At 74.1% G+C, this 14,492-nt stretch carries 14 protein-coding genes; 9 read left to right on the top strand and 5 right to left on the bottom strand.

The window, feature by feature from the left end; translation table 11 throughout:
• Window positions 1–57: 57 nt before the first annotated feature.
• Both ACFUK0_RS36410 and ACFUK0_RS36405 read right to left on the bottom strand, forming a co-directional pair.
• Entirely contained in the window at window positions 58–867 is an 810-nt protein-coding gene (locus ACFUK0_RS36410) for a hypothetical protein (protein ID WP_380257644.1), read from the bottom strand.
• Window positions 868–999: 132 nt separating this feature from the next.
• Window positions 1,000–1,626 carry an ArsR/SmtB family transcription factor gene (locus ACFUK0_RS36405; RefSeq protein WP_380257642.1) on the bottom strand — a complete coding sequence of 209 codons (627 nt, stop codon included), beginning with the start codon at window positions 1,624–1,626 and terminating at the stop codon, window positions 1,000–1,002.
• A gap of 101 nt (window positions 1,627–1,727) precedes the next feature.
• Between ACFUK0_RS36405 and ACFUK0_RS36400 the strand changes: the two genes are divergently transcribed.
• From ACFUK0_RS36400 to mug, 7 genes are all read left to right on the top strand, one after another.
• Complete coding sequence (locus tag ACFUK0_RS36400) at window positions 1,728–3,026, top strand: MFS transporter (RefSeq protein ID WP_380257640.1); 1,299 nt, start codon at window positions 1,728–1,730, stop codon at window positions 3,024–3,026.
• Window positions 3,027–3,165: 139 nt separating this feature from the next.
• Window positions 3,166–4,656: an APC family permease gene (locus tag ACFUK0_RS36395; RefSeq protein WP_380257638.1), complete on the top strand. Its 1,491-nt coding sequence runs from the start codon at window positions 3,166–3,168 to the stop codon at window positions 4,654–4,656.
• Window positions 4,653–5,144 carry a hypothetical protein gene (locus ACFUK0_RS36390; RefSeq protein ID WP_380257636.1) on the top strand — a complete coding sequence of 164 codons (492 nt, stop codon included), beginning with the start codon at window positions 4,653–4,655 and terminating at the stop codon, window positions 5,142–5,144. Before ACFUK0_RS36395 ends, ACFUK0_RS36390 begins: the two co-directional genes overlap by 4 nt.
• A gap of 63 nt (window positions 5,145–5,207) precedes the next feature.
• On the top strand, window positions 5,208–6,560 hold the full coding sequence (locus tag ACFUK0_RS36385) for a dipeptidase (protein WP_380257634.1): 1,353 nt from the start codon (window positions 5,208–5,210) through the stop codon (window positions 6,558–6,560).
• Window positions 6,561–6,586: 26 nt separating this feature from the next.
• Window positions 6,587–7,705 (top strand): M24 family metallopeptidase, encoded by a 1,119-nt coding sequence (locus ACFUK0_RS36380; RefSeq protein ID WP_380257632.1) that lies wholly within the window; start codon window positions 6,587–6,589, stop codon window positions 7,703–7,705.
• An 80-nt stretch (window positions 7,706–7,785) separates the two neighbouring features.
• Window positions 7,786–8,778 carry a phosphatase PAP2 family protein gene (locus ACFUK0_RS36375; protein ID WP_380257630.1) on the top strand — a complete coding sequence of 331 codons (993 nt, stop codon included), beginning with the start codon at window positions 7,786–7,788 and terminating at the stop codon, window positions 8,776–8,778.
• Window positions 8,779–8,849: 71 nt separating this feature from the next.
• Window positions 8,850–9,419 carry a G/U mismatch-specific DNA glycosylase gene (mug, locus tag ACFUK0_RS36370; protein ID WP_380257628.1) on the top strand — a complete coding sequence of 190 codons (570 nt, stop codon included), beginning with the start codon at window positions 8,850–8,852 and terminating at the stop codon, window positions 9,417–9,419.
• Between the two features lie 18 nt (window positions 9,420–9,437).
• On the opposite strand, the gene ACFUK0_RS36365 is transcribed toward mug, so the two are convergent.
• A complete protein-coding gene (locus ACFUK0_RS36365) occupies window positions 9,438–10,130 on the bottom strand; it encodes a response regulator (protein ID WP_380257626.1) in 693 nt (230 codons plus the stop codon).
• Window positions 10,109–11,383 carry a sensor domain-containing protein gene (locus ACFUK0_RS36360; RefSeq protein WP_380257624.1) on the bottom strand — a complete coding sequence of 425 codons (1,275 nt, stop codon included), beginning with the start codon at window positions 11,381–11,383 and terminating at the stop codon, window positions 10,109–10,111. Before ACFUK0_RS36360 ends, ACFUK0_RS36365 begins: the two co-directional genes overlap by 22 nt.
• 179 nt (window positions 11,384–11,562) lie before the next feature.
• Between ACFUK0_RS36360 and ACFUK0_RS36355 the strand changes: the two genes are divergently transcribed.
• Window positions 11,563–13,464 (top strand): FtsX-like permease family protein, encoded by a 1,902-nt coding sequence (locus ACFUK0_RS36355; RefSeq protein ID WP_380257622.1) that lies wholly within the window; start codon window positions 11,563–11,565, stop codon window positions 13,462–13,464.
• A 95-nt stretch (window positions 13,465–13,559) separates the two neighbouring features.
• On the opposite strand, the gene ACFUK0_RS36350 is transcribed toward ACFUK0_RS36355, so the two are convergent.
• A complete protein-coding gene (locus tag ACFUK0_RS36350; RefSeq protein ID WP_073924377.1) occupies window positions 13,560–13,763 on the bottom strand; it encodes a cold-shock protein in 204 nt (67 codons plus the stop codon).
• Between the two features lie 303 nt (window positions 13,764–14,066).
• On the opposite strand from ACFUK0_RS36350, the gene ACFUK0_RS36345 reads away from it, so the two are divergent.
• Window positions 14,067–14,363 carry an SCO5918 family protein gene (locus ACFUK0_RS36345; RefSeq protein ID WP_380257620.1) on the top strand — a complete coding sequence of 99 codons (297 nt, stop codon included), beginning with the start codon at window positions 14,067–14,069 and terminating at the stop codon, window positions 14,361–14,363.
• Window positions 14,364–14,492 lie beyond the last annotated feature (129 nt).

Raw genomic sequence — 14,492 nt, 5'->3', positions numbered from 1 at the left:
GGCCTCGGGCCGGGACTCCGGCGTTCGCGTGTGCCCGGCCGTGTGCCGGCGGAGCGGTCAGCCGCCGGCGAGCCGGGTGACGGTGCCACTGGCGACGCCGAGGGCGTCCGGGGCGAGGCCGGCGACGGCCGCCCGGACGGCGGCCGGATCCGGCTCGGCCGCGGTGGCGGCGGCGACCAGCGCCACGGCCTTCTTGCGGAGGGAGGCGAGCTGCTCCTCCAGGCCGACGGCCGGTACGGGCACCGGCACGACGGCGCGGGGCGGCTGACCGAGCGGCAGCGGCGCCGGCGCGGGGGCCTGCACCGGGGCCGGCAGCGCCGCGGGGGCGGCCGGCAGCTTGGCGAGCAGCGCCGTGACCGCGTTCTCCAGCTCGGTGATCTTGGCCTGGAGCACGGCCGGGTCCGGCGCGGCGGCCGGCGCGGCGGCCGGCGCGGCGGCCGGGACGGGGACGACGCCGGTGTCCGGGGCGGCCGGCAGGGCGGCGGCCGGCGCGGCGGGCACCGCCGGCAGGGCCGTGCCGAGCAGGGAGCCCACCAGCTTCAGGATGTCGCCGAGCGCGCCCAGCGCGCCGAGCACCGACGAGGTGTCGGGGACGGCGGGAACGGCGGGAACGGCAGGGTCGGCGGGCAGCGCGGCGACGTCGGCCGCCGGTGCGCCGGCCGGGGGCAGCGCGACGGGCGGGACGGCGACGGGGAGCAGGGTACTGAGGGGTACGGCCGCGAGGTCCGCGGTCGTGACGGACCGCACGGCGCTCGGACCGTCGGCGACGGCCGGACCGGCGGCGGTGGCGGACACCGCGGTGACTGTGGTGACGGTGGTGAGACCGAGTGCTGCAGTCAGCGCGGCGGCCATCCAGGTGGCACGCATAGGAAGCGTTTCCTCTCGATGCGAAGCAGGCGAAGTGCCTGATCCACACGTTGGGGCAAGGCAGTTGGCGCAGCCACCGGTCGTACGCCGAATGATGTGCGGCAGCGCCCGCGGGCACCGCGACGGCAGCGGTCAGCTCTCACCCGGGGCCTGCGGGGCCTCACCCGGCAGGCTGTAGAGGAGGGTGAGCAGCGTGGTGTCGACCGCGTCCGGGGCGGTGCTGTCGCCCTCGGCCACGAGTTCGTCGAGGAGGTCGCCCAACTCCTGGCGCAGCCGTACGACCCGGGCCGGTTCGAGGCGCATGACGAAGCGCGAGAAGTGGGAGGGCGGGCCCGCCGAACCGTCCCTGGGTGCGCTGAAGTCGATCCGGCCGTCGGTGATCCCGGCGCGGAAGTCGCCGCGCACCGAGTCGATCGACGCGAGGACGGCGTCGAGCGCTTCGGACCGGGCGGAGGAGTCGGGCGCGAAGAGTTCGCGGGACAGCCGCAGGGAGTCCTGCGCGGCGGTGTAGCGGCTCTCGACGATGCCGGAGACGAGCCGGGTGCCGGCCACCCGGATCAGTCCGGCCTGCTCCAGCTGCTTGATGTGCCGGTAGAGCTTGGTCTGCGGCTCGCCGATGGCGGCGGCGATCTCCTTGACCGTCCGGGCGGCGTCCTCGCCGCCCATCAGCGTGCCCATGATGGCCAGCCGGATCGGGTCGGCGAGCGCTTTCAGCGTCGCGACGTCGTCCACCTGGCGTTCTGCGAGTTTCTCGGCCACGGGCCCACCTTCGCAGCTGCATCCACCCTTGCGCAATCAATCACCATTCCGTCATCATTCACCGAAACGTGAACGATGACGCTAACGCGAAGGGGTGGGGAATGACCACGACCGGAATCTCGCCGGCAACAGGCCCGGCAGCGCAGGAGCAAGGATCACGGGAGGCGGCGGGGCCCGTCGGCGCCCGCCCCGACGGGCCCGTGCCGCTGCGCCGCAACGTCCGCTTCCAGCTGCTCTGGGGCGGCGCCGCCGCCTCGACACTCGGGATCCAGGTCTCGGACACCGCCTTCCCGCTGCTGCTGCTCGCGATGACCGGCTCGGCGACCCTGGCCGGGGCGTTCGGGGCGCTGCAGATGGCCGCCTCGCTGCTGTTCGGGATCCACGGCGGCGCCGTCGCGGACCGCTGCGACCGGCGCCGGGTGCTGGTCGTGGCCGACGGCGTCCGGCTGCTGGCCGCCCTGAGCGTCCCGGTGGCGATGGCGCTGGGCCGGTTCACCGTCGTGCACGCCCTGCTGGTGGCCGTGGTGATCGGCGCGACCATCGCCTACAGCGGGCCGGTACGGCTGCTGGCCGTCCGGTCGGTGGTGCCGCCGGAGCAGCTGCGCCAGGCGCTGACCCAGGACGAGGCGCGGATGAGCGGGGCCGGGCTGATGGGGCCGCCGCTCGCCGGGCTGCTGCTGGGGGCCGGGCGCTCGGTGCCGTTCCTCGGCGTCGCGGTGTCCTCGCTGCTCTCGCTCCTCGCCGCCTGCGCGGTGCGCTTCCCCCGCCACGCCGAACGGCCGGCCGCCGGACCCCGGGAGCGGGGCGGGGCCCTGGCCGGGTTCCGGTACCTGCTCGCCGACCGGACGCTGCGCGCCACGGTGGGGGTCGTCCTCGCGATCAACCTGGTCGGGTCGGCGATGGTGCTCCCGGTGATCGTCCTGCTGCGCGAACGGGGTACGTCCAGTGGCGGGATCGGCCTGGCGCTGGCCGGCGAGGCGGTCGGGGCACTGGCCGGGGCACTGCTGGTCTCCCGGCTGCACCGGCTGGCCGGGCCGGGTGTGCTGCTGCTCGGCGTGTCCTGGACGGCCGTCCCGCTCTTCCTGGCCCCGCTGCTGCCGGGCGGCGCGGTGACGGTGTTCGCCGCACTGCTGGCGATGGGGCTGGGCGTGCCGGCGCTGCGCGTGATGATCGACCTGCTGGTGTTCCAGCAGGTCGGCGAGGAGCTGCGGGGGCGGGTGATCGCGGCGACCATGACCCTGTTCACCCTCGGCATGCCGGCCGGGCTGGTCGGCAGCGGCGTCCTGCTCGACCACGTGGCGCCCGGCGCGGCGCTGGCCGTGATGGCCGGACTGCTCGCCCTCGCGCTGCTGCCGGCGACCTTCGACCGGACGCTGCGCCGGGCCGTCTGGCCGCTCTGAGGGGCGCGCACCCCGCGCCGTCCGGCCCGCGGCCCCTGACACTCGGTCACCCGTACGGACGCATGCGGCATGCGGGGCAGTGGGCACACGGGTGAACTGGCCCTGTGCGGCCTGCGCGGGCCGCGGTCGAGGAGGCCTGATGAGTGCCATGGACGTGCCGTCGGACAGTCGGGACAGCCCGGCGTCGACGAAGCGCACGGGGTCGATGGCGGCCAGGGCCATCGCCAACGCGCCCAAGATGTCCTGGATCACGCTGGCCCTGATGACGACCAGTTCGGTCGCGAGTCTGCGCTCCGCCCCGACGATGGCCGTGTACGGGCTGGCGGCGGTCTTCCTCTACGTCGTCCCGGCGATCGTCTTCCTGCTGCCGACGGCGCTGGTCTCGGCGGAGCTGGCCTCCGGCTGGGAGGGCGGGGTCTACCGCTGGGTGTCGGAGGGGCTCTCCAAGCCGCTCGGCTTCCTCGCGGTGTGGTGCCAGTTCGCGATGACGATCTTCTACTACCCCAGCCTGCTCGCCTACGTCGCGTCGACCATCGCGTACGTCGTGGATCCCTCACTGGCCAGCAACGGTCCCTACACCGCGATCGTGATCATGGTGCTGTACTGGTCCGGGGTGTGGATCTCCTCGCGCGGCACGAACGCGGTGGCCGGCCTCTCCTCCTGGGGCCTGGTCATCGGCACGCTGGTCCCGGGTGTGCTGCTGGTCGTGCTGGGCATGGTCTTCCTCGGCCAGGGCAACCCGTCGGCCGCGCCGATGACCGCGAGCAACCTGCTCCCGGAGTGGACGGGCCTGGCGAGTCTCGTCCTGATCGTCAACAACTTCCTCAGCTACTCCGGCATGGAGATGAACGCGGTGCACGTCTCCTCGCTGCGCAACCCGGCCAAGGAGTTCCCCCGGTCGATGTTCACGGCGTCCGGCATGGTGCTGCTGATCTTCATCCTGCCCGCGCTGGCGATCAGCTGGGTGGTGCCGTCCAGCCAGCTGAGCCTGACGGCCGGCGTGATGCAGGCGTTCGACTCCTTCTTCCAGTACTTCCACATCGGCTGGCTGACGCCGGTCATCGCGGTCGCGCTGGTCGCCGCCTCGCTCGGCGGGATGCTCACCTGGCTGGCCGGCCCGTCCAAGGGCCTGCTGCTGATCTCCCGCCAGGAGGGCTACCTGCCACCGTTCCTGCAGAAGCTCAACAAGCAGGGGATCCAGCAGAACATCCTGGTCACCCAGGGCGTGGTGACCACGGTCATCGCGCTGGCCTACGCGTTCCTGCCGAACGTCTCCAGCGCCTACTGGATCTTCTCGGTGATCACCACGCAGGTGTACCTGATCGTCTACCTGCTGATGTTCGTCGCCGCGATCCGGCTGCGCCGCACCCAGCCGGACCACCCGCGCGGTTACCGGGCCCCGGCCCTCGTCCTGACCTGCGTGACCGGATTCGTGGCCTCCGCCGCCGCCATGGTGATCGGCTTCGTACCGTCCTCGCAGTTCGGCAACGGCAGCGTGTGGGTCTACATCGCCATCGTCGGCGGCGGGCTGCTGCTGCTCGGCGTGGTCATCCCGTACCTCTTCCTGCGGCTGCGCAAGCCCAGCTGGCGCATGCCCGAGGAGAACGCCACCGAGGGAGTCGCCGCATGAGCACCGCCACGGGCACGGGCACCCCCGGGGACGACGGGCCCGAAGGCGGCGCGAAGCGCGGCCTGATGGCCTCCGAGCACCGCTGGATCTACATCGGCTCGATCGTCGTGCTGGTCGCCATGGTGGTGATCGGCCTGCTGTCGTTCACCCAGCTGCACGAGACCAACGAGGCGAACCGCAAGGCCTCGCAGCTCTCCGACACGCTCCGGGCGGCCGGCTACCCCGTGCCGTCCCAGCAGCAGATCGTGCACACCCTGGGCAGCGACGGCGGCGCCGTCTGCCAGGACCCGTCCGACGCGCTCGTCCAGGCGCAGTGGAAGTACGGGATGTCCAACGGCGCGGCCGGCCCCGGCCAGCGGCCGGTGCTCTCGGACCGCCAGGTCGTCCTCGGCGAGGCCATCGTGCTGTCGGTCTACTGCCCGGAGAAGCTGGACGCGATCGAGGACAAGATCGACGACCTCAAGCTGCAGGACACCGTCCGGGACTGATCCGCCGCCCGGGGTGCCGGGCCACCGCCCGGCACCCCGAGCCTCTCGCCCCAAGGAGTACGCATGACCGACGACCTGGCCCGGCGCATCGCCGCGCTGATGCCCCGGGCCAAGAGCGACCTCGCCGAACTGGTCGCCATCCCCTCCGTCGCCGACCCCAGGCAGTACCCGCCGGAGCACTGCCGGGAGGCGGCCGAGTGGGTCGCCGAGGCGTTCACGGCGGCCGGCCTGCACGACGTCCACCTGGAGGAGACCCCGGACGGCAGCCACGCGGTGATCGGGCACCGCCCGCCGCCTCCCGGCGCGCCGACGGTGCTGCTCTACTGCCACTACGACGTGCAGCCGCCGCTGGACGACGCCGCCTGGACGTCCCCGCCGTTCGAGCTGACCGAGCGCGACGGGCGCTGGTACGGGCGCGGCACGGCCGACTGCAAGGGCAACATCGTCATGCACCTCACCGCGCTGCGGGCGCTCGGCGACGACATCCCGGTCGGGCTGAAGTTCGTCGCCGAGGGCTCCGAGGAGCAGGGCACCGGCGGCCTGGAGCAGTACGTGCCGCCGCACGCCGGGGAGCTGCACGCGGACGCGCTGCTGGTCTGCGACACGGGCAACGCGGCCGTGGGCGTCCCGACCGCCACCACCACCCTGCGGGGCCTGGCCAACGTCGTGGTCACCGTCCGGGCGCTGGAGGGCGACATGCACTCCGGCATGTTCGGCGGCCCGGCGCCCGACGCGCTGGCGGCGCTGATCCGCATCCTCGACTCGCTGCGCGACGAGCACGGCGGCACCCGGATCGACGGCCTGGACTGCGACGGCAGCTGGACGGGCGTCGGCTACGACGAGCAGCAGTTCCGCACCGACGCGGGCGTGCTGGACGGCGTGGGGCTGACCGGCACGGGGACGGTCGCGGACCGGCTCTGGGCCCGGCCCGCCGTCACCGTGCTCGGCATCGACTGCGCCCCGGTGGTCGGCTCGGCCGCCGCCATCCCGGGCACCGCCCGCGCCCGGGTCAGCCTGCGGGTGCCGCCGGGCACCGACGCGGTCGCCGCCCGGGACGCGCTGACGGCCCACCTGACCGCCGCCGCACCCTGGGGCGTCAAGGTCGGGGTCGAGCCGGAGAGCACCGGCTCGCCGTTCGAGGCCGCCACCGGCGGGCCGGCGTACGGCGCGCTCGACCGGGCGATGCGGGAGGTCTACGGCAAGCCGATGTCCTTCCTGGGGCAGGGCGGCTCCATCCCGCTGTGCAACGTCCTCGCCCAGACGTTCCCCACCGCCGAGATCATCCTGATGGGCGTCGAGGAACCGCGTTGCCTGATCCACGCCCCCAACGAGAGCGTGGAGCCGAGCGAGATCGAGCACATGGCCCACGTCGAGGCCCTGTTCCTGCAGAACTACGCCAAGGCGGCCCGCTCGTGACGGGCCCCCAGGAAGGCGGGACACCGATGCCCCGACCGTTCACCACCGAGGACTACACGGCGCGGATGACCCGCGCGACCGACGCCGCGTCCGCCGCCGGCCTGGCCGGGCTGGTCATCGCGCCCGGCCCCGACCTGGAGTACCTGACCGGCTACCGGCCCACCGCGATCACCGAACGGCTGACGGCCCTGGTGCTCACCGCCGGCCGCGGACCGGCCCTGGTGGTGCCGAAGCTGGAGCGGCCGGACGCCGAGAAGGCACCGGGCGCCGCCGGCCTGCGGCTGCTCGACTGGTCCGACGGCGACGACCCGTACGTGACCGCCCTGCCGCTGCTGGACCCGGCCGGGCGGTACGGGATCTCCGACTCGGCCTGGGCGATGCACCTGCTCGGGCTGCAGACCGCCCTCCCCCGCAGCGCGTACACCTCGCTCACCACCGCGCTGCCGATGCTGCGCGCCGTCAAGGACACCGACGAACTGGAGCGCCTGGCCGCCGCCGGCGGCGCCGCCGACGCCGCGTACCGGCGGATCCTGGAGGTCCGGTTCGCCGGCCGCCGGGAGAGCGACGTGGCAGCCGACCTCAGCGCGCTGCTGATCCAGTACGGCCACAGCCAGGTCGACTTCACGGTGGTCGGCTCCGGCCCCAACGGCGCCAACCCGCACCACGAGGCGGGCGACCGGGTCATCGGTACGGGCGACACGGTGGTGCTCGACTTCGGCGGGCTGAAGGACGGCTACGGCTCCGACACCACCCGGACGGTGCACGTCGGCGCGGAGGTGCCGGCCGAGGTGCAGAAGGTGCACGACGTCGTCCGCCGGGCGCAGCAGCTCGCGTTCGAGGCCGTCCGGCCGGGGGTGACGTGCCAGGAGATCGACCGGATGGCCCGGCGGGTCATCACCGAGGCCGGCTACGGCGAGTACTTCATCCACCGCACCGGGCACGGCATCGGCATCACCACCCATGAACCGCCGTACATGGTCGAGGGCGAACTACAGCCACTCGTCCCCGGAATGTGCTTCTCCATCGAACCCGGCATCTACCTGCCCGGACGGTTCGGCGTGCGGATCGAGGACATCGTCACCGTGACGGAGCAGGGCGGGCGGCGCTTCAACAACACTCCGCACGAACTACAGTGCGTCACCTGAGGGAATCCTGACGGCTTCCTGGGTGACTTCGCCCGCGATCCCAAGAAATCTCCAAGAAACCGTTGATAACTTCACCCCGTATGACCGACTTGCTCCGCCCCGCAGCGCCCGACAAGAAGACCGAGAGGGCGCAGCGCGTCCGGCGCGGCGCGGCGCGGCTGCGGCTACTGGCCTGGCCGGTCTACCTGGGCACACTCGCCTGGTACGTCGACCGGAACGGGCTGCCGTACGCCAACGACGTGGTGTTCTGCTGTCTGATCGGCGCGCTGGTGGCGGCGGCCGTGCACAGCGGCCGCGGCGTGCGCGGCTCGTTGCTGGTGCTGCGCGACTGGGTGCCGGTGATGGCCGTCGTCTGGGCGTACTCGCTGCTGCGCGGCTACGGTGCTCACACTCCGTGGCCGGTGCGGTTCGAGCCGCAGCTGTCCATCGACACCTTCCTCGGCGGCGGTGAGACCTGGACGGTGCGGCTGCAGCACTGGCTGCACCACCCCGGCCGCCCGCAGTGGTACGACTACGCCGGTGTCGCGGTCTACATGTCGCACTTCTTCGTGATCTTCGTGGCGCTCGCGGTGCTCTGGCGCCGGAACCACTCCCGGTTCCGGCGCCTGCTGGCGGCCTACGTCCTGCTGACCTACCTGGGCTTCCTGACGTACGTGCTGTACCCCGCCGACCCGCCGTGGCTGACCGCCCAGCACGGCGACATGCCCGCGGTCACCCGGGTCGTGCAGGACCTGCTGAACTCCAGCGGGATGCCGCGGGCCGGGTCGATCTTCGAGAACGGCAGCCAGTTCGCCAACGACGTGGCCGCGATGCCCTCGCTGCACGCCGCCTACCCGATGCTGCTGGCGGTGTTCTTCTGGGCGGGCGCGAGCCGGCCCGTCCGGGTGCTGCTCGCCGCCTACCCCCTCGCGATGGCGTTCATCCTGGTCTACGGCGCCGAGCACTTCATCATCGACATCCTGGTCGGCTGGGCGTACGCGATCGGCATCTGGTACGGCCTGTGCCGCTTCCTGCGGGCCCGGCGGGCGAAGCGGCTCAGGCTGCGGGCGGCCGGGCCCGCCGTCCGGCCCTGACCCCGCCCGGCCTCGCCCCGCCCCCACCCTGGCGGGCGCGCCCTGGCCGGCGCGGGCGGCAGACTGGACGGGTGCAGACACCCGCCAAGGCCGCCAAGGCCGTCAGGCCCACCGCCGAACAGCTCGCCGCCGCCCAGGACGCCACCATCCCCGACATCGCCGCACCCGGCCTGCGGGTGCTCTTCTGCGGCATCAACCCCGGCCTGTGGTCCGGCGCCACCGGCCACCACTTCGCCCGCCCCGGCAACCGGTTCTGGCCCGCCCTGCACCGCTCCGGCTTCACCCCGCGCCAACTGCGCCCCGAGGAGCAGGAGCAGCTGCTCGACCTCGGCCTCGGCATCACCAACGTCGCCCCCCGCACCACGGCGAAGGCCGACGAGCTCACCCGGGACGAGCTGCGCGAGGGCGGCGCGGCCCTGCGCGAGCGGGTCGCCCGGCTGCGGCCGCGCGCCCTCGCCGTGCTCGGCATCGGCGCGTACCGGACGGGCTTCGGCAGGCCGCGCGCGGTGGTCGGCCGGCAGCCGGAGGGACTCGGCGACACCGAGGTGTGGGTGCTGCCCAACCCGAGCGGCCTGAACGCGCACTACACGCTCGACGCGCTGGCCCAGGAGTTCCGCAGGCTGCGCGAAGCGGTCGGGTAGCAGCCTGCGGACGGGCGGTCAGCCGCGCAGGTACTCCAGCACCGCCAGCACCCGGCGGTGGGTCTCCTCGGCGGGCGGCAGGTCGAGCTTCATCAGGATGTTGCCGATGTGCTTGCCCACCGCCGCGTCCGAGACCACCAGGGCGCGGCAGATCGAGGCGTTGGACCGCCCCTCGGCCATCAGGGCCAGCACCTCGCGCTCGCGCGGGGTGAGCCGCTCCAGTGGGTCCCGGCGGCGGCGCAGCAGTTGGCGCACCACCTCGGGGTCGACGACGGTGCCGCCGGCCGCCACGGTGGCGAGCGCTTCGAGGAAGTCCTCGACCTGGCCGATCCGGTCCTTCAGCAGGTAGCCGACACCTGAGCCGTCCCCGGAGTCCAACAGGTCGGCGGCGTAGGAGCGTTGGACGTACTGGCTGAGCACGAGCACCGGCAGCCCCGGCTGCCCGGACCGCAGGGCGACGGCGGCCCGCAGGCCCTCGTCGCTCTGGCCCGGCGGCATCCGGACGTCCGTGACGACGATGTCCGGGTGGTGCTCGCCGACGGCCGCCCGCAGGGCCTCGGCATCGCCGACGGCGGCCACCACCCGGTGCCCGAACCGGGCCAGCAGGCCGACCAGCCCCTCGCGGAGCAGCACACCGTCCTCGGCGAGGACGACCCGCAGGCCGCCGGCGGGAACGACGGCGTCGGGGGTCACGGCGTCAGTGGCGTGCAAGGGATCTCCAGCCGTATCAGGGTCGGGCCGCCGGGCGGGCTGCTCACCGTCAGTGTGCCGTCCACCACCGCCACCCGGTCGGCCAGCCCGGTGAGTCCGCTGCCCGCCGCCGGATCGGCGCCGCCCGCGCCGTCGTCCCACACCTCGACCGCCAGCCGGCCGCCGGCGTGCCGCCCGGTGACCCGGGCCCGGCGGGCCCCGCTGTGCTTGGCGGTGTTGGCCAGCGCCTCGGAGACCGCGAACCAGCAGGCCGACTCGACCGCCGCCGGGAGCCGCCCGGGGAGGTCGAAGGCCACCTCCGCCGGTACGGCGGACCGGTCGGCCAGGTCGGCGCAGGCATCCGGCAGGCCCCGGTCGGCGAGCACCTGCGGATGGATCCCGTTGATCAACTCCCTCAGCTCCCGCAGGACTTCACCGGCCTCGCGGTGCGCGTCGGCGAGCCGGCCGGCCAGCGGCCCGCCCGCCGGGGCGTCCAGCCGGGCCAGGCCGAGGCTCATCGACAGCGCGACCAGCCGCTGCTGCGCGCCGTCGTGCAGGTCGCGTTCGATCCGCCGCCGCTCCGCCTCGAAGGCGTCCACCAACCGGGCCCGGGAGCTGACCAGTTCACCGATCCGCAGCTCGCTCCCGGTCGGCTCGACCAGCAGCCGGGCGAGCGCGGCCCGGCCGGCCGCCAGCGCCGTCAGCGGGTACGCCAGCGCGGCGAGCAGCACCGCCCCGGCGAGCGCCAGAGCGACCGTCACGGCCGGCGAGTGGACCTGCCAGACCTTCAGGACGTTGACCTGCTCGCCGTCCAGGGCGAGCAGCGCCGGCGAGGCCAGCAACTGGCCGGGGACCACCACGACGAAGCCGACGGCCACCAGGTCGACCGGCCACAGCACGAAGGCCGCGAGCGCCGTGTACCCGAGCTCGCGCCAGGTCGCCCGCTCCCGGTAGCGCAGTCGCAGCCAGACGGCCAGGCCGGGGCGGTCGGGCGCCCGGTGCGGGTCGGCGACCGGCGCCTCGTCGACGAGCCGCAGCAGCCGTCGCTCCAGGGCGGCGAACGGCACCCCGGCCAGCGCGAGCGCGGCCAGCAGCGGCAGCCCCACCAGGACGACGGCCAGCACCCCGGCGACAGTCACGCAGACCAGCAGACCGATGCCCGCCAGCAGCCCGGCCAGGCCGCTCAGCAGCAGGTACCCGGCCGACCGCCAGGGCCAGGCGGAGCGCAGCAGGCCCGGGCGGCGCAGGGCCTGCCAGGCGTTGCCCGACGTCATGCGGCTCCCCTCCCCCTCCATGGACCTTCTCCGTGGACCTTCTCCGTGGACCGCGGCTTTGCGCAGGCAACCCTAGGCGGCCTGGCGCGGCCGGCGCGGTAGGGCCTGCCCCACCTCCGGGAGTGGGCCGGGGGCTGCTGTGCCGGGCGGCCGCGGGCAGTTGGCTGGAGGCCATGAGGATGACGAGGACGACGAGGCTCGCGCTGAGGTCGATGGCGGCCCGGTGGCCGTCGCTGATCGGCGCGTTCACCGCACTGGCGCTCGGCGTCGCCATGATGGCGGCGATGACGCTCGGACTGGCCGGCGCGGGCGCCCTGCCACCAGGCCAGGACGCCGTCGCGCTGTACGCCGTGCTCGGTACGGCGGGCGGGGTCAGCGCCTTCATGGCCTCGTTCGTGGTGGCGTCCACCTTCTCCTACCTGATCGCCCGACGGCGGCGGGAGCTGGGCCTGTTGCGGTTGTCCGGCGCGACGCCCGGGCAGTTGCGGCGCGGCGTGCTGACGGAGGCCCTGCTGCTGGGCGTGGTCGCCGCCGCCGCGGGATGCGCGGCGGGCCGGGCGGGCGCACCGCTGTTCGCCCGGTGGCTGGTCGGCCTCGGGATGGCGCCGCCCGGCTTCACCACCGGCACGGCGGCCTGGCCGCTGCACGCGGCCTTCTGGACCGGCCTGCTGGTGGCCGTGTCCGCGGCCGGCGCCTCGGCCCGGCGGGCCGGCCGCACCGGCCCGCTGGACGCACTGCGCGAGGCCGACGTCGACACCGGCGTGATGACCGCCGGGCGGTGGTTCTGGGGCCTGGGACTGCTGCTCACGGCCGCCGCCCTGGTGGTGACGACGCTCGCCACCGACCCGGTGAGCCTGCTGCACCGCAAGACGTACACCACCCAGCCGATGGTGCTGGTCAGCGCCTGCGCCCTGCTCGCCCCCGTGCTGACGCCGCCACTGCTGCGCGCGCTGGCCTGGCTGCCGGCCCGCTGGACGCCGTACGCCGGACGGCTGGTGCGGGAGAGTGCGCTGACGGGCCTGCGGCGGACGGGCGCGGTCGCGGCGCCGGTGCTGGTCTCGGTGGCGATGGCGGGCACCCTGGCGGGCGCACTCCAGACGGTGGGCGCGGCGAAGGCGGCCGAGGCGAGGGCGCGGAGCGCCGCCGACTACGTCGTGCTGCCCGGCCCGGCGGCAGCGGGTACCGGCCTGCTGGACGCGCTGCGCGGCGTACCCGGGGTGGTGGTGTCGCCGACGGCCGCCACCACGCTCTCGGTGGTGGAGCCGGACGGCACCGTGGTCCGCTCCGAGGCCCGGGCGGCCGACCCGGCCGGGCTGGCCGCCGTCTCCCGGCTGCCGGTGATCACGGGATCGGTGGCCCGCCTCGACGACGACGGCGTCGTCCTGGCCGAGGAGTGGGAGCAGCACACGGTCGGGCAGCGGGTGGAGGTCGTCCGCCCGGACGGCAGCCGGGTGGCGCTCACGATCGTCGCCGTCCTGCGGGACGGCACCGGCGACAACGGCCTGTACGTCACGCCGCTCAACGCCCCGGGCGCGCGGGTGGACCGGGTCGACGTCCGGCTGCGGCCCGGCGCCGACCGGGCCGGCGCCGAGCGGGGCCTGCGCGGCGCGGCAGGGGAGTACGGCGCGACGGTGCTGACCGGGGACGCCTGGCTGGCGAGCGCCTACCCGGTCGGCAACCGGACGGCCCGGGTGCGCAGCGCACTGGTGCTGGGCCTGGCTCTGACGTACACGGGCATCGCGCTCGCCAACACCCTGGTGATGTCCACCGGCGACCGCCGCCGGGAGCTGGCCCTGCTGCGCCTCGCCGGGGCGACGCGCGGGCAGGTGGTCGGGCTGGTGAGCGCCGAGTCGCTGCTGGTGGTGCTGACCGCCGCCGTGCTGGGCTGCGCCGTGACGGGGGTCAACCTGGCCGGGATGCACGCGGCGCTGGCGCTGCTGGGGGTGGCCGCCCCGGTCGTCGTGCCGTGGGGCACGATCGGCGCGGTGGTGCTGGCCGCCGCGGTGATCGCGCTGCCCTGTGCGGCGCTGCCGGCCGCCTGGGTGCTGCGCGACCGGCCGGTGGCGGCCGCCGGGAGGTAGCGGAACCCGCCCCGGCCGAAAACGCCCGTGGGGCCCGCAGACGAGTCTGCGGGCCCCACGGGGTGCGGCTCAGGCCGCGTACTTCGGCACAACCATCAGATGACGGTGATGTTCTCGGCCTGCGGGCCCTTCTGGCCCTGCGTGACGTCGAACTCCACCTTCTGGCCCTCGACGAGCTCGCGGAAGCCCTGGGCGCTGATGTTGGAGTAGTGGGCGAAGACGTCGGCGCCGCCGCCGTCCTGCTCGATGAAGCCGAAACCCTTTTCGGCGTTGAACCACTTCACGGTACCGGTAGCCATATTCATTCTCCTTTGGGGCAGAACCAGCGATCCACACCTCGCGGACCACAATGTCGTCGCTCTGATCGCCCCATCCGGAAAACATCCGGGCAGAAAACAAAAAGTGCGCCCCAGGTCGAAACCAGCAGGCGCACACATAAGTTCATGGGAACCAAAACTGCAACTGGTATCGACCCTAGCACGCCGTGACGGGGCCACGGCAGGGGGACACCAGAAAATTCAGGCCTCGCGCCACCGGGCCCGGATGTGCGACTCTCGACTCAGAGGACCACTCGCTCCCCCATCCCACACCCGTGAGGCAACATGCGCTCCACCATCGCCGGCCGCTCGTTCTACCTGGAGGCGAACGAGGTGGAGAAGGCCATGGCCGGGATCAAGCCGGAACCCGCCCTGGCCGAGGCCGTCCGGATCGGACGCCGCTGGTACCCCGTCAAGCAGGTGGGTGCGATCATCACCCGCCAGGACCGCCGGGACTTCAGCGCCGCCGAGGTCTACCGCGCCATGGAGCGACTCGGCTTCACCTGTCGCACCGCTCCCCCCGTCGCAGAGACTCCCGAGCCCGTCGAGACCGTCGAACCCACGGACCCGACCAGCTTCTGAGCTGCCACTGAGCCGCTTCTGACCGGCCGCCCCGCCCTCGGGCACGCGCGGACCGGCGCCCGGCAAGGCCCACCCGGCCCGCCGGGCTTTTCGGCGTTCCCCCGGCCCCGGCCGCGCGTCCCCCCGGTC

It is taken from the genome of Kitasatospora sp. NPDC057223, from assembly GCF_042669755.1.
Lineage (GTDB): Bacteria > Actinomycetota > Actinomycetes > Streptomycetales > Streptomycetaceae > Kitasatospora.
The sequence above is the reverse complement of the archived record's forward strand: the minus strand, read 5'-3'. Positions and strand labels throughout refer to the sequence as shown.